The 19,650-nt window shown below is 46.0% G+C and carries 22 protein-coding genes; 9 read left to right on the top strand and 13 right to left on the bottom strand.

Features of this window, described 5'->3' with window-relative positions; translation table 11 throughout:
• From RMO79_RS13050 to RMO79_RS13020, 7 genes are all read right to left on the bottom strand, one after another.
• Positions 1–582, bottom strand: a 582-nt coding sequence (locus RMO79_RS13050) for a DUF4157 domain-containing protein (protein ID WP_310483596.1), incomplete at its 3' end; no start/stop codon positions are given.
• 141 nt (positions 583–723) lie between these two features.
• Positions 724–2,202 carry a hypothetical protein gene (locus tag RMO79_RS13045; protein ID WP_310483595.1) on the bottom strand — a complete coding sequence of 493 codons (1,479 nt, stop codon included), beginning with the start codon at positions 2,200–2,202 and terminating at the stop codon, positions 724–726.
• Positions 2,203–2,323: 121 nt separating this feature from the next.
• A complete protein-coding gene (locus tag RMO79_RS13040; protein WP_310483594.1) occupies positions 2,324–3,334 on the bottom strand; it encodes a hypothetical protein in 1,011 nt (336 codons plus the stop codon).
• Positions 3,335–3,404: 70 nt separating this feature from the next.
• Positions 3,405–4,274 (bottom strand): DUF4157 domain-containing protein, encoded by an 870-nt coding sequence (locus RMO79_RS13035; RefSeq protein WP_310483593.1) that lies wholly within the window; start codon positions 4,272–4,274, stop codon positions 3,405–3,407.
• A 476-nt stretch (positions 4,275–4,750) separates the two neighbouring features.
• Positions 4,751–5,470 (bottom strand): protein phosphatase 2C domain-containing protein, encoded by a 720-nt coding sequence (locus tag RMO79_RS13030; protein WP_310483592.1) that lies wholly within the window; start codon positions 5,468–5,470, stop codon positions 4,751–4,753.
• Positions 5,471–5,673: 203 nt separating this feature from the next.
• Positions 5,674–7,392 carry an AarF/ABC1/UbiB kinase family protein gene (locus RMO79_RS13025; protein WP_310483597.1) on the bottom strand — a complete coding sequence of 573 codons (1,719 nt, stop codon included), beginning with the start codon at positions 7,390–7,392 and terminating at the stop codon, positions 5,674–5,676.
• A gap of 223 nt (positions 7,393–7,615) precedes the next feature.
• On the bottom strand, positions 7,616–7,930 hold the full coding sequence (locus RMO79_RS13020; RefSeq protein ID WP_310483591.1) for a DUF6825 family protein: 315 nt from the start codon (positions 7,928–7,930) through the stop codon (positions 7,616–7,618).
• Between the two features lie 65 nt (positions 7,931–7,995).
• On the opposite strand from RMO79_RS13020, the gene RMO79_RS13015 reads away from it, so the two are divergent.
• Genes RMO79_RS13015 through RMO79_RS13005 form a run of 3 tightly spaced genes read left to right on the top strand, consistent with a single transcriptional unit; the run spans position 7,996 to position 8,618 of the window.
• Positions 7,996–8,154: a hypothetical protein gene (locus tag RMO79_RS13015; protein ID WP_310483590.1), complete on the top strand. Its 159-nt coding sequence runs from the start codon at positions 7,996–7,998 to the stop codon at positions 8,152–8,154.
• Entirely contained in the window at positions 8,126–8,395 is a 270-nt protein-coding gene (locus tag RMO79_RS13010) for an NAD(P)H-dependent oxidoreductase (protein WP_310483589.1), read from the top strand. Before RMO79_RS13015 ends, RMO79_RS13010 begins: the two co-directional genes overlap by 29 nt.
• Positions 8,370–8,618 (top strand): hypothetical protein, encoded by a 249-nt coding sequence (locus tag RMO79_RS13005; protein ID WP_310483588.1) that lies wholly within the window; start codon positions 8,370–8,372, stop codon positions 8,616–8,618. Before RMO79_RS13010 ends, RMO79_RS13005 begins: the two co-directional genes overlap by 26 nt.
• A gap of 347 nt (positions 8,619–8,965) precedes the next feature.
• Here the strand turns inward: RMO79_RS13005 and RMO79_RS13000 are convergent, their stop codons facing one another.
• Complete coding sequence (locus RMO79_RS13000) at positions 8,966–9,793, bottom strand: photosystem II manganese-stabilizing polypeptide (RefSeq protein ID WP_310483587.1); 828 nt, start codon at positions 9,791–9,793, stop codon at positions 8,966–8,968.
• A gap of 266 nt (positions 9,794–10,059) precedes the next feature.
• Here RMO79_RS13000 and RMO79_RS12995 point away from each other — a divergent pair, with 266 nt between their 5' ends.
• The gene (locus RMO79_RS12995) at positions 10,060–10,380 is read left to right on the top strand and encodes a hypothetical protein (RefSeq protein ID WP_310483586.1); all 321 of its coding nucleotides are present in this window, start codon (positions 10,060–10,062) and stop codon (positions 10,378–10,380) included.
• 235 nt (positions 10,381–10,615) lie between these two features.
• Complete coding sequence (locus RMO79_RS12990; protein ID WP_310483585.1) at positions 10,616–11,149, top strand: tetratricopeptide repeat protein; 534 nt, start codon at positions 10,616–10,618, stop codon at positions 11,147–11,149.
• 127 nt (positions 11,150–11,276) lie between these two features.
• Here the strand turns inward: RMO79_RS12990 and RMO79_RS12985 are convergent, their stop codons facing one another.
• Together RMO79_RS12985 and RMO79_RS12980 are read right to left on the bottom strand one after the other, a co-directional pair.
• On the bottom strand, positions 11,277–12,524 hold the full coding sequence (locus RMO79_RS12985; protein WP_396136586.1) for an ATP phosphoribosyltransferase regulatory subunit: 1,248 nt from the start codon (positions 12,522–12,524) through the stop codon (positions 11,277–11,279).
• A gap of 168 nt (positions 12,525–12,692) precedes the next feature.
• A complete protein-coding gene (locus tag RMO79_RS12980) occupies positions 12,693–13,604 on the bottom strand; it encodes a DnaJ domain-containing protein (protein WP_310483583.1) in 912 nt (303 codons plus the stop codon).
• 29 nt (positions 13,605–13,633) lie between these two features.
• On the opposite strand from RMO79_RS12980, the gene RMO79_RS12975 reads away from it, so the two are divergent.
• Positions 13,634–13,831: a hypothetical protein gene (locus RMO79_RS12975; RefSeq protein ID WP_310483582.1), complete on the top strand. Its 198-nt coding sequence runs from the start codon at positions 13,634–13,636 to the stop codon at positions 13,829–13,831.
• 139 nt (positions 13,832–13,970) lie between these two features.
• Here the strand turns inward: RMO79_RS12975 and RMO79_RS12970 are convergent, their stop codons facing one another.
• Complete coding sequence (locus RMO79_RS12970) at positions 13,971–14,831, bottom strand: inositol monophosphatase family protein (RefSeq protein ID WP_310483581.1); 861 nt, start codon at positions 14,829–14,831, stop codon at positions 13,971–13,973.
• Positions 14,832–14,968: 137 nt separating this feature from the next.
• Complete coding sequence (locus tag RMO79_RS12965) at positions 14,969–15,175, bottom strand: hypothetical protein (protein WP_310483580.1); 207 nt, start codon at positions 15,173–15,175, stop codon at positions 14,969–14,971.
• A 322-nt stretch (positions 15,176–15,497) separates the two neighbouring features.
• Between RMO79_RS12965 and RMO79_RS12960 the strand changes: the two genes are divergently transcribed.
• The 3 genes from RMO79_RS12960 (at position 15,498) to RMO79_RS12950 (ending at position 18,133) form a co-directional block, all read left to right on the top strand.
• Positions 15,498–15,872, top strand: a complete 375-nt coding sequence (locus tag RMO79_RS12960) for a ferredoxin-thioredoxin reductase catalytic domain-containing protein (protein ID WP_310483579.1) — start codon at positions 15,498–15,500, stop codon at positions 15,870–15,872.
• A 212-nt stretch (positions 15,873–16,084) separates the two neighbouring features.
• Positions 16,085–16,738, top strand: a complete 654-nt coding sequence (gene hisIE, locus RMO79_RS12955; RefSeq protein ID WP_310483578.1) for a bifunctional phosphoribosyl-AMP cyclohydrolase/phosphoribosyl-ATP diphosphatase HisIE — start codon at positions 16,085–16,087, stop codon at positions 16,736–16,738.
• 102 nt (positions 16,739–16,840) lie between these two features.
• Complete coding sequence (locus RMO79_RS12950) at positions 16,841–18,133, top strand: glutamate-5-semialdehyde dehydrogenase (protein WP_310483577.1); 1,293 nt, start codon at positions 16,841–16,843, stop codon at positions 18,131–18,133.
• Positions 18,134–18,135: 2 nt separating this feature from the next.
• Here the strand turns inward: RMO79_RS12950 and RMO79_RS12945 are convergent, their stop codons facing one another.
• On the bottom strand, positions 18,136–19,059 hold the full coding sequence (locus RMO79_RS12945) for a hypothetical protein (protein ID WP_310483576.1): 924 nt from the start codon (positions 19,057–19,059) through the stop codon (positions 18,136–18,138).
• Positions 19,060–19,650 lie beyond the last annotated feature (591 nt).

Genomic DNA, 19,650 nt, shown 5'->3' with positions numbered 1-19,650 from the left:
GCTACCTGTATGCACCCGCACGCCGCTAAAATCAGATCCAAAGCGCGGCTCCATGAACGATCGCACATCATCCGATAATGGATTTCCGCCACCTTTACTGCTACTGAGCTGACTTTCTAGATCGGGAGTAGCTGTTTGGGTACTGGGAGCAGATTGTTTCATCTGAAGTTCTTCCTCTTCGGGCAATTCTTCCCGTTGCACTAGCGGCGAAATTGTCTCGGCTAGCGGTTTCATTTGGAGTTCCTCTTCTTCGGGCAACTCTTCGCGCTGTACTTGGGCGGGTTCGGACATTGCCATGACTCGATCTGCAACGCTATCGGCTTCTTGTTCGTATTTGTCTCCTGGCTGTCCGAACGTTAGTTTGGTCTGAATTGCCGATCGAGTCGATTGTGATGCTGTTATGGGGGTATTAGAGCGGTGCTGAGTTAATTTTGTGGCTTGGTGATAGTTTTCCCATAGTTCGGCTTTAGATGCGGGTGTAGGTGCTGATTTTTGTTGGACTGCAAACTTACCAGTCTGAAAGGGGCTGGCCTTAAATGCTCGATCTATTGTTTTTAGCTGAATAAGTTGATGATAATTCATAGTTTGTTCCAATAAAGATGCCATGCTTAGTACATGATTTATTGTCTAGTTTTAATGCAAATATATTATTGATATCTATATTTATCGATTTAACTAGCTGTTTCATTAATCTATTTACCTTGAACCATATTTAAACCATATTTAGTGTTTTATTTGTTTATTTTTCTGTTTCCATTCACGTCGATAACTCATTTCATATGACTCGAAGTTTGACGGCCCAAGCCTTTGCCATCTACCATCATTTGGTCTAATCAGCAATTCAACTGTTCTACGACCTGCCAGAAGTCCTTCCTGATGAGCTGCTAATCTGGATTTACCTTCCTTGAGAGCTTCTTTCTTCTTTTCATTATATGCATTGCGATAAAATTCTTCTCCTGGTGCATAATTATTGGAATGTCCTAGCCGATCTAATTCAAGTTTTGCCTCGAATTGCTTTATTGTTCCTTCGATTTCCTCATCAACCATCTGTTTGACAAATGTATCTTCATCTGTGTTTTCTGCCTGTGGAGATTGATTAGTGTAAAATTTTTGTGCGTGATACATCTCATGTACAAAATATGATGCAATAACAGCTAGTTTCAGCAATGGATTTAGATTGCAAACTTCTGTGTGTTTTTTATCATCTATCTTAAAGGATGCAGGAGCATCACCAGATTTCCATTCGATTTTAACTCTATATTGTTCTTTGATTTGCAAAGCTTCTCGACCTCGATTTGATTTTTTGAGTTGAGCCTCAAGATTTTGCCAATTGACTGGAACCGAACTATTTTGATTGCTGCTGATACTATCAATCCTAAGTTGAATTAATTTAGCAACGTTCTCTAATTGCCCGTTTGCAACAGACTGAACGATGTTGCTACCAGCGACAAGCGTTCCTGTCGTTTTCGATCCAATTCTTCTTGACTCAATCGCAATTCCTGTTTTTTGAGCATCATAGCGACTTCCACTCAAAACAGAATTTATATCGAGATCGTAATTTTTGATAAGCCGCCACACAATTTCATGTACCACAAAATCCGACTTTCCAGATTTGAGCGCACGTTTGGCCAAGTCTACTATCTTCTCATCTTCTGTTTCTTGATTTTTAGACGTATCGCTTTCACTGCGTTGTAATGGACTAACGTGAAGCTCGGTTACTTGCTGCACCACATGAGTCACGATATTATCTTCAGGCTTCATCTGAAGTTCTCCTTCCTCTTGAGGCAATTCTTCCCGTTGCACTAGCGGCGAGATTGTCTCGACTAGCTGCTTCATTTGAAGTTCGTCCTCTTCTTCCGGCAACTCCTCTTGCTGTAACTGTGCGGGTGCTGACATTGCCATGACTCGATCTGCTACGGTATCTGCTTCTTGCTCGTATTTATTTCCGGGCTTCCCGTTGGCGGAGCCTCTCTGCTGGAGAATCGTCAGTTTTGCCTGAATTGGCACAGAAACACTATTTGCCCCTTTCTGATTCAATTGCTTTGCTTGTTGGTAGTTTTCCCACAACTGGGCTTTAGTTGCTGGAGAAGACTCTTCCGATCTTGTCTGGACTCCAAAGCCGAGCGATCGGAATGGACTCACTTTGAATGTGGAATCCAAATTCTGACTTTTTTTAGCAGTTGTGTTTAGGCGATCGGACATGATTAACTATCTATCCTTTTTTTTGTTAGAGATCGAGCTACTTTAACAATCTGGCGATCGGATCGATTCTTACCTGTATCAGCATTGGGGATAGTTTAGCAATTACGGTGAACATTCTTACTTAATTTGGTGCTACGAATTTTCCGGCGATCGCAGTCCAATTCCGACGTTGGATTGACCTGCCCTTCTGTTGGATATCGCCGTAGAAGTGAAGTTCGATATCCCAAATATCTCCAGGCTGTGTATCGAAAAATGCAAATGGTGTATCGCTGGACTCGAAATTACATCCTTTTGCTAGATCGACTTCACCTTTGGCATTAGTGTAGACATTCTTTTGGTTAGGCTTGAGATCGGCAGGTTCGGTTCGATGTCCGTAATGGACGGGGCTAGAAGCAGTGTTACCATCTTCTTGAAAGACTTCCCATAACCTTCCAGACGGTAATTTACTCAACAAATCGCCTCTATCTGCTATTACCTCACCCTTTCGTTCCTGTTTGATATGTCCACGAATAAATTGTCGATATTCCAATTCCGAACATTTAAATCGTGGATTGAAAGAGGCAAAAACTTCAAAAGATGTTTGAAAAGCACATTGTTGTGGATTAATCCGCTTAAATAGCGGAGTGCCAGTTGCTACGAAAAAAGAGTTTAGAGCTTGAGGATGAGCATCAAATTCTGGTTCGGCTGGTGCTGAAAGACCTACTCGTTGAATTGTACGATCTTCAGGCTTCACCTGAAGATCGTCTTCGTTCTCAGGCAATTCGTTTCGTTGTAATAGTAGCGAGCTTGTCCTCAGTTTTTCCTCTAATTCCTCCCGCTGTACTTGGAGGGGTTCGGGTATAGCCATGACTCGATCGGCAACACTATCGGCTTCTTGCTCGTATTTATCTCCTGGCTGTCCGAGTGTCAGTTTGGCTTGAATGGGTAATGTTGTAAAAGCGGAAATATTTGCCCCTTTTTGATTTAATTGTTTTGTTTGTTGATAGTTCTCCCATAATTGGGCTTTGCTTGCTGGGGTCGATTCTACCAATTTTGTTTGCACCCCAAAGCCATGAGATCGAAACTGACTCACTTTGAATGTGGAATCCAAATTCTGATAGTTTTTAGCGGCTGTACTGAAGCGATCGGACATAATTAGTTATCTATCCTTTCGTTGGGAGGGAATCGATTACAAAGATAGTGAAGGCTCATTTTAACTACATTTAGCCTGTTTGCTGCACAACATGAGTTAACTCATGTGCCGTTAAAGCATCCTTCCCTGGAGCTTTCCCCGCTCCAAAGTAAATATCGCTACCGTGTGCGAATGCTTGAGCATTAACACCCTGATTCATCTGTACGGCATCGCTACCCGTATGCACCCGCACGCCGCTAAAATCGGCTCCAAAACGCGGTTCCATGAACGATCGCACGTCATCCGATAATGGATTTCCGCCACCTTTACTGCTACTGAGCTGACTTTCTAGATCGGGAGTAGCTGTTTGGGTACTGGGAGCAGATTGTTTCATCTGAAGTTCTTCCTCTTCGGGTAACTCCTCGCGTTGGATGGAGTTATCTAAAGATTTCATCTGCAACTCTTCCTCTTCTTCTGGAAGTTCTTCACGTTGCACGACATTATCTTCAGGTTTCATCTGAAGTTCTTCTTCCTCTTCGGGCAATTCTTCCCGTTGCACTAGTGGCGAGATTGTATCGGCTAGTGGTTTCATTTGGAGTTCCTCTTCTTCTGGCAACTCCTCGCGTTGTACTTGGGCGGGTTCGGACATTGCCATGACTCGCTCGGCAACACTATCGGCTTCTTGCTCGTATTTGTCTCCTGGCTGCCCGATGGTTAGTTTGGTCTGAATTGCCGATCGTGTCTGTTCTGGTGCTGTTACGGGGGTATTAGACCGATTTTGGGTTAATTTTGTGGTTTGTTGATAGTTCTCCCATAGTTCGGCTTTAGATGCGGGGGTAGCTGCCGATTTTTGTTGGACTGCAAAGTTACCAGTCTGGAAGGGGCTGGCTTTAAATGCTCGATCGCTAGTTATATTAGCTCGATCGGTTGTTTTTCGTTGAAGATGTTGACGCTCTTTCATGGTCTACCCCGCACTAAATCGCATTCTCTAAACTTAGAGTACCACAATGTATCTCTAAAATTAACTCGACTTAGGTCGAAGAGAGCGGGGAGTTTGGGGCGGGGATTGGGGAGCGGTGCATACACACGTCGGCTGGACTTCGTTTCTAGACCTGAATCCCCCAACCCCCTTGGAAAGGGGGCTTTAAAAGTCCCCTTTCCAAGGGGGATTTAGCGGCGTTTTTATTCGGGGGTTCCCCCCGAATAAAAAAACGACAAGACAGGGGGATTCAAGCCAACTTCGTTTATTTCTAGAGATGTGTATACACGGTAACTTATAAAGGGGAGGCTCTTCCGGCTCCCTCCCCTGCTTGGTGCGCTATCACTGCCGGGGAACCCGGTCAGTGAGCGCATCCGCTTTATAAGGGGAGGGCTGGGGTGGGGTAACAGGGCTACGCAGCAACTCAAATAACTTCGCTGATTTAAACAGCGCGGGAATTATTGCATGGTGGCGATGATGACCGTGATATTATCGCTACCACCGTGTTGTTTGGCGGCATCGATTAGGGCTTGGGCGGCGATTTCTTCGGTTTCGGCTTGGAGATGAATGGCGATTTCGTCGTGGGGTACTTCTTCGGTCAAACCATCGCTACAGAGTAAGATCCGATCGCTGGGATGAACATCTTGAGTTTGAATATTAATTTGGCGTAAATCGCGACGACCGAGGCAATGAGATAAAACGTGGCGGAGGGGATGGACTCTGGCTTCATCGGCGTTGAGCTGACCTAGTTTCATCGCTCTGGCAACCCAGGTATCATCTTCGGTAATGAGGTCTAATTTGTCGCCTCGGAGCCGATAGAGCCGGGAATCGCCGACGTGCGCCGACCATACTAGGTCGTCGCGGAATAAGATAGCGACGAGGGTGGTGCCCATATCGGCGCGTTGGGCGTTTACTTCTTGATCGGCGACAATCGCCTCGTTGGCGGCAATTAAGGCTTGGGCGAGGAGGTTTTTGGTATCGGGTTCGGTTTCCCAATTGCTGTCGAGATACGTATGAGCGGTTTCAATGGCTATTCTACTGGCTTCTTCGCCACCAGCATGACCGCCCATTCCATCAGCAACTATAAAAAATCGTCCATCAGGATCGATGTAGTATGCATCTTGGTTGGCACTGCGTACCATCCCTTTATCCGAAAGACCTGCGAACAACGATTTCATAATCTAATGCCTGTACCGATTAATAAGCCAAAATTTTAGAGCGGACGAAGGATCGAAACAACGGTATTTGGAATTTGACGATCGGTTTACTCCCCTGACTCGATCGGGTCGCGTCCGCCATGCGGAATCGACTCTAAAATTTGTTGGGTAGTTGCTATCGTCAATATCTATAGTACCCAGATCGGCACCGATCGATCGCCTAGTTAAGACATTCGATCTTGGCGATCTAGTTTCCGCGTTTGCTGAAACCACATTACCAGGGAGATTGCCGCGATCGCACCAACTACTCCAGCCGCGATCGTGTATTGATTGACAAATAGCATCGTAGCAGACAATGTAAATGTCGCAACTAAGATAGCATAATTTGTGTTTTGCTGCATGGCACTGAGCCTGCGTAAATAACGATCGGTTTCGCTGGCGCGCACTCGGACGCGGATGTCGCCGCGTTCTAATTTTTCGATCGTGTCTTCGAGGCGGCGGGGCAATCCGAGTGCGGAAGATCCGACTTGGGCAGCTTGTCTGCCAATTTCGGCGAGAAAGGCGTTGGCATCGGGGGTACTATTACCGTTACTGTTCATAATTTGGAAGGCAAAGGGTTGAGCGGCGGACATGAAGTTAAAATCGGGGTCGAGTCCTTTACCGACACCTTCGATCGTCGAAAATGCCCGCATCACGAAGGTAAAGGTGGCGGGGAAGCGGAAGGGTTGCCCGTAGGCGATATCATAGAGATCGTCGGTAATTTGGGCGATCGATTGCGATTCTAAGGGTTTATCGAGGAAGTTATCCAGCAGGTATTGGATCGATCGGCGAATCGGATCGGTATCGGCATCGCCAGATACGGCTCCCAGGGCGACTAATCCGCTGACGACACGATCGGCATTCCGTCCGGCGACGGCTAAGAGGGTATCCATCAGCTTTTCTTTGGTACCGGGGGCGATCCGTCCCATCATCCCAAAATCATAGAAGATTAAGGCTCCAGTTTTTGGCTCGATCGCGACATTTCCCGGATGCGGATCGGCATGGAAAAAGCCATCGGTGAGCAGTTGTTGGAGATAGGCGGTGGCACTCTGACTGGCGATCGTTTTGCGATCGAGTCCGGCGGCTTCTAAGCCTTCGTAGTGACTGATTTTAATCCCTGGTAAGTACTCTAATGTCAGCGTCCGGGTGGAGGAATATCGCCAGTAGACGCGGGGTACCATTACCCAATTTTGCGCCCTAAAGTTCCGCCGAAAAGTATCGGCATTTTGCCCTTCGCTAATATAGTCGGTTTCTTCCCACAAAATTCGACAGCATTCATCATATATACCCAACCAGTCGCGCCCACCTTGTCCCCATTTGGGATGATTTTGGAAGTATTTAGCAATCCCTCGCAAAATTTCGAGATCGATCGTAAATAATTTATGCAGTCCTGGACGTTGGACTTTGACGACGACTTCTTCGCCTGTATGCAATCGGGCTAGATGTACTTGCCCCAGACTAGCTGCGGCGATCGGAATTTGCTCGAAGCTGGCATACAATTCAGGAATTGTTTTACCTAAATCTCGCTCGATAATTTCGGCGACTTGGGCATATCCAAAGGCTGGCACCCGATCTTGTAATTTAGAAAGTTCTTCGACATATTCAACTGGAAACAAATCGGCACGAGTCGAAAATAGCTGCCCTAATTTGATGAAGGTCGGCCCTAATTCCAAAAACGTATCCCTAATCCAAATTGCTTGTTTGCGCCGTCTGGAAGCCTGTTTTGCCTCAGTGTAGCCACTAAGATAGCTCCACTTCTTCCCGTCAATCCAGGAACCATTGAGGAATGTCAGGAAAAATGACCAAATATCAAACTTCCGCCGCCGCCTGGAATAATTCTGTCGATTCCATCGGTAGGCGCGGTTGTCACTACTAAGCTGAGGATCTGTCACAAGTTGCGGCATGGAGATAGCGGATGACTCTGGCACAGTAGTAGCATTAGATGACGGCGCGCTCGGATTTGCCGCTGTTGATGTAGTTGCTCCATTTCGATCGAGCCTTGCCTCTGGCATTCCGGTGCTGCTTTGGCTCTGCTGAAGATTAGTTGACGCGGGTGGAGTAGCCGGAGCATTGCTGGGCGGTAGGCAAGGTTCAGAAATAGCAGTCATTTCAATTTTGGAGGTGGGATTAGCTTTGATGGCGATATCTTTGGATTTCAGCTCTGAGTCTGGCAATTTCGGCACGGAGATCGTCGATCGTTTCTTGAACATCGACAGTGCGACCATTTGCGGATACTGTCGTAGTATTCCCACCAGCGTTAGCAGTCTCTCGTGCCGCTCGATCGATTACTTCTTGGGTAAAGTTGCGGAGTTTTTCACTCTGTTCGGCGTTGATTTTGCCTAGTTCGCTCAGGGTATAGGTTAGCGTTTCACCTAGTTTGTCGTTAAGGCGTTGAGCGAGCGCGCGCCCGACAAAAAAACTATTGAGTGAGGGTTTGGTCATAGTTTTGTAGATGACTGACTGAGATTGTGCTTCCGTAAAGAATTATAACGCGATGCATGAGGCGGATGGAACTATCGATCGACGATTTAACTCTCTCGATCTCAATCTGTTACTCATTACATCGCCAGTCAGCCAGAAATCGCGACGATCCTAAAATACCCGATCTCCAAGCAAATTTCTCGGCAATATATATTCATGCTCAAAGTTCTGGCAATCTCTGGTAGTCTCAAATCTAGTTCTACCAACACGACTATTTTGCGATCGTTGGCGATCTCCGCCCCCAGTAATCTCCAAATCTCCATTTATGAGGGCATCGGCAATCTTCCCCATTTTAACCCCGAACTCGATGGCGATCTGCCGCTCGATTCCGTCCGAGCTTGGCGCGACTGCTTGCAATTATCTGATGGTATTATTTTCTGTTGTTTCTTCAGGCGAATTCATGCACAAGCCAACTGCGGTAATTAGTTCTTCGCCATCCCCAGATGGCGGCGCAAACGCCAATGCATCGCTGGTAAAGACGCTGCGAGTGATGATGGCGGATATCGGTGCTGGCTCGATCCTCTGTATTCCAGCGGTTACGGCAAAATTAACCGATGGCGAGATTATCGATCCTACTACTGTGACTGCATTACAATCTTTGTTGGCTGGTTTGGTAAAGCAGCTCCGCTCATCATCCACCCGCGACTAAAGCGACTAAAGTGCGGGCTAATAGCTAAAGTCCACTGAAGTGGACTGAAGAATTTGACAGTCCACTTCAGTGGACTTTGGCTATTAGCCTGGGGATTCATCCCCAGGTGGTGCGTGGCGAAGCTAGGAATGATTGCATGAAAATCTTTATCCCGTTCTCGCGAGCCTTCGATCGTTTATTAATGTGCAAACCTATTACTGGCAAGAGATCTAAGTTGAAACAGTAGATCTGAAGCATCGATCGCCTAAAAAACAGGTACTATATCCGTTAAAGATACAGTACCTGCACAATTGATTAACTTGGGTAAAGCCCAAAAATGCACTATCCACTATTCACTATCCACTAAATTAAGATTTAGCTTCTAGACGAGCGTAGAACAAACCGCGAATTTTAACTTCTTTAGGATCTAGCGCGCCTAAATCGGTGTCCGAAGGCTGTTCGCTTTCAAAAATACCCGCGATTTCGCCAGTTGCGCTGTTGACTTTAGCAACTTCAAAGTTGATTTTACCTTTGCCAGTTTGCGCGCGTTTGGTGTTCTTGCGATCGCCTTCCCGACTTTTTGCTTCAGCTTGAAGGGCGTTGGCATTATCGTAACCACTAGCAACACCGCGACCTTTAGGATCGAGGAAGACATTACCACGGTAAGATGGGACTTTGTATTCGCCTGCAAAGTCAGTAGAAGTCGTGATACTTTCTACACCGGGTTGGCTGGTTGCAACTAACTCTTTAACGGTAAAGAGGAAAGGTACTAGTTCGCCACCAGGCATTTTGACAGTAATTGCTTGGAAGTCAAGCCCATCTTCTTCTTTAAAAGTGAGCGTCCGATCGGCGGATAATGAGACGGTACCTCTAATCTGGTCGAGACTGGAAGTAGCGCGCGTCACTAGTTTACCTGCAACAAATTCAGCTTCCTGACGTTTATTTTGAGGTTCTTCTTTGACAAAGTAATTGGTAGGTTGGATGCACATATCAACCAACTGATATGTTTTGGCAGCATCTAGAGGAATGGAACCCCGGCTGGTATCATCGATAGCTGGACAGTTATTAGCCATCCCAGTGCCTCGAATGTCTTCATAAGTAAGTACAGTTGTTGCCGATACAGGAGCATCACTGCAAGCCGTCAACAAGCCAATACAGATGGCTAGCAGAGCGGCGACTAATCCGCGAAATTTCATGATGAACCTCAATCTTCGATATATTTTATGTTATTACAGTTTTTGTCCTGGCGAATGCGCCGAGTCTAGAAATTAATCTTCAAGATTGCGGTCGATTGTCGCTACAGACACAGTAAGATAATTGTCTTGTCGATTTTGTATTTTACAACGCGCGTGCCGTCTGCGTATCATCAGAGTGTAAATGATTTGAGAATCTTTGCGTCTCGATCGATCGACAGCAGCCACAATATAAATTTATATTAAATATATTTGACAAGTCAAGTTAAATGAACAGCGATAAAACCCCATCTTCACCTTCACAATTAGCTGCTAACGAATTGCCGCAACAGCTCGATCGGATTGTCGCCCAAATCCACGAAATTGCCGATCGAGATCGGACAGATCCGCTGGCACTGCTGCAATTATTACGGACGCTCGAACAAATCCATCGCGAAATTCAAGAAGGTTATTTTCAATCGGCTCTACCCGATAGTCGTCAATCTTTGTATGCGCTGCTGCGCGATATCGAAGAAAATGGTGGCTGGCCGTATATTCAACGCTGGAAACTGCAAGAATTATTTGCCAATCTCACCGATCGAGAAACATAATATTTAAATATGTTGAATTTAGGTAATTCGGCTGGACTTTGAGATCGGGATACCGATCGATTTGTTGAAACTGGTAGGATCTTTACTGTAAACATTCTAGTCTCAACTGCACGATCGAACGGCTTGCTGCTGTAAAGCAGCAACCGAGTAAATTATCGCAGCCAATCGTCTAGCAGCTCTGAGCAGAAGTATTATTGCGTTGCTACAGATCGAGATGACATTGAACTATGAAAATATGCATGATAATCTAAATGACCAGCCAGAAATTCCGATAGATTCTCATCCCGACCTTCAACAACATCCTCAGGACGAGCGCGAATACTACAACAGAGGTAGATTGCGAGATCTGGGTGGCGATCGCGAGGGTGCGTTAGCCGACTATAATTGTGCGATTCAAATCGACCCTAATTATGCTAAAGCATACGTCAATCGGGGACTCTTGCGCGATCGATTGGGAGATCGCCAAGGCGCGTTAGCGGATTACGATCGCGCGATCGAATTAGACGATCGCAGCAGCACTAGCTATTATAATCGCGGCAACGTCCGCTATCGGTTAGAAGATCTGCACGGTGCGGTAGTTGACTACGATCGCGCCATTTACTTAGATAATACGCGTCCAAAATTTTATTATAATCGGGCGATGGCGCGGGTTTATTTGGGCGATCGAGTCGGCGGCAGGGAAGATCTCCAATCCGCCGCCGAGTTATTTCGCCAGCAAGATCGCGATTGGGACTATCAGCGCACGCTCGAAAAAATTCAGGAAGTTTAGCTGGGGAGATCGGCGATGCTCTCTAAACTCTGACGCGGTTCGATCGATTTGATGTCAACGATCGGTGACGACAGAATACGGGTTACAGCAGTTTTATTTTTAAAAACCAGCATCAGATCCGGTCTCATTACTGGGGGAAAAGAGCTTCGCTGGTGACATCCCACTCGCTAACCCAAGCGATATTTGCCACTTTGCGCTCGCTGGCAACTTGGCGGATATTGTCTCGATCTCCATTCTCGTTGAGATACATTTCGACGCGCACCGATTCAGATGTCGATCTCAACCGATCTGCATGGATGAGTGCTGCCGCAATCGCTTGCGGATCGATCGCCACTACCAACCAGTCCGGTTTGGCAGTGTAATGAGGCATGGCAGTGCTGGTTTGGAGGATTTGTTGTAAGTCTTCAATATTGAGGGCAAAGCCGACTCCAGGGCAATTTTGCCCCTGTGGGTGATAGAGGGCTAAAAGTTTATCGTACCGTCCGCCTTTGCCGAGAATATAAGTGCGATCTTCGTCGATGCCGACGGCTTCAAAGACAATCCCAGTATAGTAATCGAAAGTTTGAATCAAACTTAAATCCAAAATCGGCGGTAAGACATCGGGGTTGGCACTGGTTAAAAGTTCGATTAATGTTTGTAAATGTGCGATCGTGGCTTGACTGGTAGCGTCTAGTTCGAGTCGAGCTAATGTTGCTAAGACTAGAGTAGGGTTGCCGCGTAAGTCTAGTAACGAGAGCGCGAGCTGTTGCTGTGCTGGCGCGAGTGGTAAACTTTCGAGTGCGACTCGATCGAGATGTGCCAAACAATGCCGAATTTGAGTCCGAAATGCGATCGGAAATTGTGCCAGTAAAGCTTGACTCAAACCTGCTTCACCTAGAATTATCCGCCAATTAGGCACCCCTAAAGATTTCAAACAATCCATCATCAGCAAGATGGCTTCGACATCGGCAATGATGCCACCGACACCTAAGAGTTCGATTCCAGCTTGATAAAATTCTTGTTGGCGACCGTGATGTTCGAGATCGGCACGCCGGAAAACATTGGCATTATAATACAACCGTTGGGGATATAAATTCCCGATCCGCGCGACTGCCGCCCGCGCGATCGAAGCAGTTAATTCTGGTCGTAAACCTAGCGTACCACCTTCGCCGCCAGGAATTTGAATCACAGTTTCCCGATCGACCGCGCCGCCAGCAATTAACGTTTCGAGGCGTTCTAGAGTAGAGGTAATAATCCGGTGATAGCCCCACCGATGAAATACGCTCTGGATGCTTTTTTCTACCCACCGTTTTTGAGCGACATCGAGCGGGAGCAAATCTCGCGCGCCGGGAACGTAAAAATTGGCAGCCGCGTTGCGGTTGCTGGTACCGAGCATCCCTAAGCTCCGTGCGACACTAGCAACATCTTCCTCAGTGCGAGGCTGAGGATTTTCGCTGGGTTCGGTTAGTAAAATAGGCTGGCGATCGGTCATGGGTTTAGAATTGGCAACTGGCAACCTTCTAATTTTAATCGATCGGTTGGCGATCGTTGCCATTTAACCCCGTTACTTTTTCCCGCCAAATAAGCCGCTAAACATCCCTTCGCTCGGCTTTTTAGGCGCGGCTTTGCCATTGGCAACTTTAGCATTAGGATTGGATAATCGATCGAATTCCTGTTTGGCTTGAATTACTTGCGGATCTTTCGGTGCGAGTTGGATGGCTTTATTGATGGAAAGTTTTGCCATCGTGATTTGTTGCTGATACAGATACACCAATCCTAGTAAGGTATGAGCGCGAGCGTTATTGGGATCGACACTAATTACCTCTTTGATTTCGGGTACGGCTTTGAGCCAATTTTTCTTGCTCATATAATCTTCCGCTCGTCGCAGCGCACCTTCAATCGGCGATGGTTTATTCAATTCGGCGGAGGTGGTTTCCTTGTTAGCCGTGGCGTTATTCGGATTAGCCGCTGTTGGGGGGGTAGATCTGACTGACTGTAACTGTTTGCGTAACAGGTACACCAAATTTAGTTCGCTAATCTGATTGATAACAACCGCGCTCTGGTTTAAGTCGGAGTATTGTTGGGTGGCTAGTTGCGTCAAAATCCGATCGTAAACCTGCTCGAAGTCATTGCCACTTTGGTACAGTTGTTGGCATAACGGATCGGCAATTTGGATCTGACTACTTTCTTCGACCAATCTTTTGCCCAACAGTTCGAGCATGATGATTTGCTCTTGGAGTTGAGATTGACGCGATAGTTGTCCGTACGCATGGGTAATCAGCCGAGAAAATAATCTGACGGCGAGCTTGCGATCCTCATCAGTCTTCCAATGAGAACTATCTGGATGCAATAATCTGGCAATACTTTGATAGCGTTCTCTAATATTTATTTCTTCAGCATTCACACTCACGCCTAGAATAGCGTGTCGATCGGTGAACTCAAACTGAAATAATCCTCGATCTAATTGAAAACTCATATACTTTGGTACGCAGCAACAGGAGTCTTGTGGGCGAATGTACGCTCATTCAGCATTCAAAAGCGGCGTGTCAACGAGATCGTGACTCGACGATTTTACGGCTGTTCCAAGTCATGCGCGATCCGCTAACTCGATGGGGTACATCATCTATATATTCCCCATATCGATCGCAATATTTACGTTTGTACCAAATTTATTTTGAAGAGGTTTTAGGCTTTAGGCTTTAGGCTTTAGGGAATGTAGACCGATTGTATCGACTGAAAAGCTTTTGGAAACTATGTTTCAACCCTATCGAATAGCACCAAAAACCTACCAACTGGCTGGTAACAATACAAGTATTCTAAGAATCGACCTAACACCTAACACCTACATCCACGACCAAGGTTCGATTTGGGCGACGTGAAGTAGCTCCTGACTCAGTTCGTCATGGAGTCGGCTGTTAGTTGCCAGAATGCGACCCGATCGAATGTCAAATGGCGTACGATCGTAAGCAGTCACGATCCCGCCAGCGGCCTCTACAATCGCCACGCCTGCCGCTAAATCCCATGGGGATAGTCCCCGCTCCCAATAGCCATCGAGTCTGCCACAGGCGACGTAAGCCAGGTCTATGGAGGCTGCACCCGCACGTCTGACTCCTTGGGTGATGTGGGTAAGATAGCAAAATTCTTGATAGTTATTATCTTTGGTTTCGCGACGATCGTACGCGAATCCGGTGACTAATAAACTCTGGGCTAATTTATCGACATTAGAAACGCTAATTGGCTTATCGTTGCAAGTTGCGCCTAATCCCGCCGCGCCGCTAAATAGTTCGCGATGGAAGGGATCGAAAATGGCTCCGACCATTGGTTTGCCATTAATTAGCAACCCGATCGAGGCTGCTGAAAATGGATATTGATGGGCATAATTAGTCGTACCATCTAAAGGATCGATCGCCCAGAGGTATTCGGCATCAAGATTGCCATACTGTCCCGATTCTTCGGCTAAAATTGAATGCTCTGGGAAATTTTGGCGAATTATTTCTAAAATCACCACTTCGGCTTGCCGATCTGCTTCGGTCACCAAGTCGCCCGGACGACCTTTTTCGACGATCGATTCTAATTTACCCCAACAAGCTTGTAATACCGATCCGGCTGCTAGTGCGGCTGTGTTGGCTACTTTTAAATACTCAGATAGTTGCGCGGGTGTCGGTGCAGTCGCTCCGGTGGAAAACGATGGGGTTGAGTTCATCAGCTCGATTTACGTTGTCGATACATCCAGTCATCATCTTACAATAACAACGCGATTTACACTGGACGATTTACTCCATAAAAAATCCCCCAAAAAATTTAGGGAGATCGATCCCGAACGACCTATTTTAACGATCGTTAATTAGAGCTGGTCGTAGCTGAGACATTACAGACCAATTCGTACTGTCTTTTAGTCTCGATGTAAAATTGACGATGTGGCTGTAACTGTTGGTAATAAAGCCCGATCCCTTGCTGAATGACTAGCGAAATGTCTTGATTCGTATGCGCTTGAATTTCTTCCAACTGCCGAGCTGTTTGTGCGTCTAATTGAATAATGAGTTGCATATAAAAAGCTCCGAATTTATAATTAGAGTTGTCTACCTATCATAAATGAATTTTTGTCAACTGCCATCTATCGATCGAGAGATATTTAGAGCTTGCTGTACCGATCTGGGTGTTTATTCTTCCAAGCATTAAAAACGACTACCTAATTATTTAGTTGTAACGGTAATTTAATCGCTCGATATCGATCAAGTATAGTTGTGAGTTTAGAACCGATCGCGGGGATTTACTTGTCGGCGAGCGACCACAACTTAACAATCAATCGCCAGATGACGAGTTTTTCGGTAAAATGCTAAGACAACTAATCACTCACTCCCTAACCTTGATGGTCATGAACCCAGCAGCAACAAAGGAAACCGGCAATACATCGAACGAACCCAGCGAAAAAATGCTGGAGGCGATGAGACATTTTTCCGAGACTTATGCCAAAAATACAGATACTTACTTCTGTGTCGATCTTTCGGTAACTGCTGTCGTGATTAAAGGCTTGGCAAAAAATAAGGAAGAGCTGGGTTCTCCCCTTTGTCCCTGTCGTCACTATGAAGATAAAGAAGCCGAAGTCAAAGCAGCATTTTGGAACTGTCCCTGTGTCCCGATGCGCGAACGCAAAGAGTGTCATTGCATGTTGTTCCTAACTCCAGATAACGACTTTGCCGGACAAATGCAAGAAATCTCCCTTGAAGAAGTCAAAGCGGTGTGATGTATGAGCCGATCGTAACTGTAGTCGATCGTGCCAACCGATCGCTACATTTTTAATCGATCGAACTAGGCGAGAACAAAGTATCGATATCGACTTTTATAATCGATAATCTGGAAACGATCCAGTTGATAATCTCCATCCACCGTAATGGTAAAATATCCTCAAGCGATCGATCGGATCGCTAGATCTTAATTATTTTGAGCTTTAACCTCATGTCTGGTGATGAATCGATCGGTCTACATCTAACTATCCCGATCGATCGGATTAAATACGACGATCGTGGTTTAGTGCCCGCGATCGTCCAAGACTATTTAGATGGTACCGTATTGATGATGGCGTGGATGAATAGCGAGTCTCTAGCCAAAACCATCGCTACAGGGGAAACTTGGTTTTGGAGTCGTTCGCGTCAGGAATTTTGGCATAAAGGCGCGACGAGCGGACACATTCAACATGTCAAAGCACTACGCTACGACTGCGACAGCGATGCATTGCTAATTACCGTCGAACAAGTCGGCGATATTGCCTGTCATACAGGCGAGCGCAGTTGTTTTCACCAACTAGAGGTAAATACCAAAGCCGCACCACCCGCCGATACCCTCTCAGATTTATATCAAACAATTTGCGATCGCCGCGACAACCCGCAAGCCAATTCTTATACCCAGAGCCTATTCGCAGGCGGTGACAATAAAATTCTCAAGAAAATCGGTGAAGAAGCCGTCGAAGTAGTCATGGCTTGTAAAGACGATCGACCCCCAGAAATAGCAGGAGAAGTTGCCGATCTGTTTTATCATACTCTCGTCGCCCTCGCCCACCATCGCGTCAGCCTCCGAGATGTCTATCGCCAATTACAACAGCGGCGGAAATAATCATTAATAATCATTTTTGGATCGGGTTGGTGGGTATATTTTCTAGAAATGACCTAAAACCTAAAGCCTAATACCTAATACCTAAAGCCTAAAGCCTAAAGTATGCTGACAGAAATCGCTCAAAAAACTCGCCTAGCCGCACAACATTTAGCCAATCTTCCTAGTGCAGCTAAAAATACCGCCATCGAAGCAATTGCCACATCGCTAGAAAGCCACGCCGATGAAATTGTTGCGGCGAATACCAAAGATTGTGAGGCGGCAGCGAATGAAATCGCCCCCGCCTTGTACGCACGATTGAAATTGGATGCTACCAAACTCAAAGGCGCGATCGTCGGCGTGCGAGATGTGGGCAAATTAGCCGATCCAGTCGGTCAAATTCAGATTCATCGTACTTTGGATACCGGACTGGTTTTACAGCGCGCTAGCTGCCCTGTAGGTGTCTTAGGCGTAATCTTTGAAGCTCGTCCCGATGCGGTAATTCAGATTGCCAGTCTGGCAATTAAATCGGGTAATGGCGTAATTTTAAAAGGTGGCAAAGAAGCGATCGCTTCCTGTACCGTATTAGTCAAGGCAATTAAAGCCGGATTGGCTAAATCTGAAGTAAATCCCGATGCTATCCAGCTTTTAACGACTCGGTCGGAAACTAGCGAACTACTCAAATTAGATCGGGATGTCGATTTAATTATTCCGCGCGGTTCTAATGAATTTGTTAAATACGTCCAAGATAATACCCGCATTCCCGTGCTCGGACATGCCGATGGCATCTGTCATTTATACATCGATAGCGCGGCAGATTTCGATCGAGCGATCGCGATTACCATCGACTCTAAAACCCAGTATCCCGCAGCCTGTAACGCGATCGAGACTTTATTAATTCACCAATCGATTGCCGATGAATTCTTACCAATAATTATCGATCGATTGCAGGCACATGGAGTCGAAATTCGACTCAGCCAACTCGGACACGAAATTTTAGGTCATAATGGCGATCTGACGATCGATTTAGCCATCGCCACCGATTGGGCGACTGAATATAGCGATCTCATTCTCGCCATCCAAATCGTCCCCGATCTCGAAGCAGCGATTACCCATGTCAATACCTACGGTTCCCGCCATACCGATGGTATCGTCACCGAAAATACTACCACTGCTAAAATCTTTCTCGATCGAGTCGATGCGGCAAATGTCTTCCATAATTGCTCGACCCGATTTTCAGATGGTTTTCGGTATGGTTTTGGAGCTGAAGTCGGCATCAGCACTCAAAAAATGCCCCCACGCGGGCCAGTTGGCTTAGAAGGATTGGTAACTTATAAGTATCAACTGACTGGCTCTGGACACATCGCCGCCACCTATACTGGCGAGAATGCTAAACCATTCATCCATCGAGATTTGTAACCCTAAATTTTGCCACTATAAATATCTTGAGGATTAACATCAATACTATTAAGATATTTATAGACAATTTGCAATCTTTGTTCGGCAATCGTCGCCCGCTGTTCCGATTTCATGGCTTTATCCTCGGCTTCGGCGGTTGATTTAATTTGAGCTTGCAACTTTTGTTCCAATCTTTTAATCATCGACCAAGCTTGGTCTGCATTGAGACCTTGCTGTTTTTGCTGAATTTTTTTAGCTAAATCTTCAGAAGATTGAGTATTGAATCCAGTCATTTCAGTCGGTCGTTGGCGTAGCCTCTCCCCTGAAGCATCGATCGGTGCAAGATCGGCTTGGGGCTGAAGAATACCAGTAGTTCCAGTACTCTCTTGCATAATTTGAGCCAACCACAGTACTTTATCTTCCCGACTGAGTAAGAGCTGTCCGGCGATCGTTTTAATTGTAAATTTACCCGCATTAACACTAATATTCTGAACGGGATACCAGCTATTTTTAAAACTGACCAAGATATCCATATTAAACCGCTGTTTATCTTGGAATCTTTCAGTCGGCCACCATTTTTTCCACAAAATTGCTGGATCGGTATTCCAAATCCGGTAGCCAGCAGGCGTTACATAATGTTTGTACTCAATAAAACCAGGACGAGTAGCATCGCCAAACATCACAAAATCTCGTTCGATTAACAGGGAATCGATTGATTCTAGAAATGGCGAACTATGCTTGACAATTGCTGTTTTAGGCTTGTTTTGTAAATACATAATCGCGATCGGATCGCCATTCCTAGCCAGCAGTTGCGATAAGCCACCATTTACTTCCAACCGCAAATTGTTACTTGCTAAAAGCTGATTGCTACCTTGGACGAACTTTTCGATTAGTTTGTTGTCGTCTAGCTCAAAAATATTAGATTTTGTCGATTTCTCGCTAATCATTTTAGTTAAGTAAGGGGTGAGGGGTAGTTAATAATGACTGGGGAAGTTATCATCCCAACCGATCGATATAGTTAGTTTTTATAATTAAGGCGGTCGAGATCGTTAACTTTCAGTGATGTACTACCGAGTCGATCTGCAATTGAATCAATCATAACGGAGGGATCGATCGGTTCGTATCCGACAAAAGTAGGAGATTATCTAGTTGTAATGGCGAACCTTTTTTTGAGTAAGGAGTAAGAAGTAAGGAGTAAGGAAAATCCCCTCCTCTGCGCAGGCAGACGCTTCGCGCCCCAAAACGTCGCTTGTTTCCCCTGTCTTGTTTTGTCGTTTTCTTATTCGGGGGTAACCCCCGAATAAAAACGCCGCTGTCTCACCCTTTTTGACGGGGAACCCGTCCATTCGCGTAGCGTCTCCGTTAGGAGAAGGTGAGCCGCAAGTGAAGCACCTTTTCAAGACAGAGGTGCCCGTTGGCGAAGCCTTTCCGAAGGAATTAGGGTGGGGTGGGTAGATCTTCGCTAAAACCTAAAACCTAATACCTAAAACCTAAAACCTAAAACCTAAAACCTCGATCGCTTTGACGAAGGAGTCTGT

Source organism: Chamaesiphon sp. VAR_48_metabat_403 (assembly GCF_031422475.1).
Lineage (GTDB): Bacteria > Cyanobacteriota > Cyanobacteriia > Cyanobacteriales > Chamaesiphonaceae > Chamaesiphon.
This window is presented reverse-complemented; position numbering and strand designations above follow the sequence as displayed.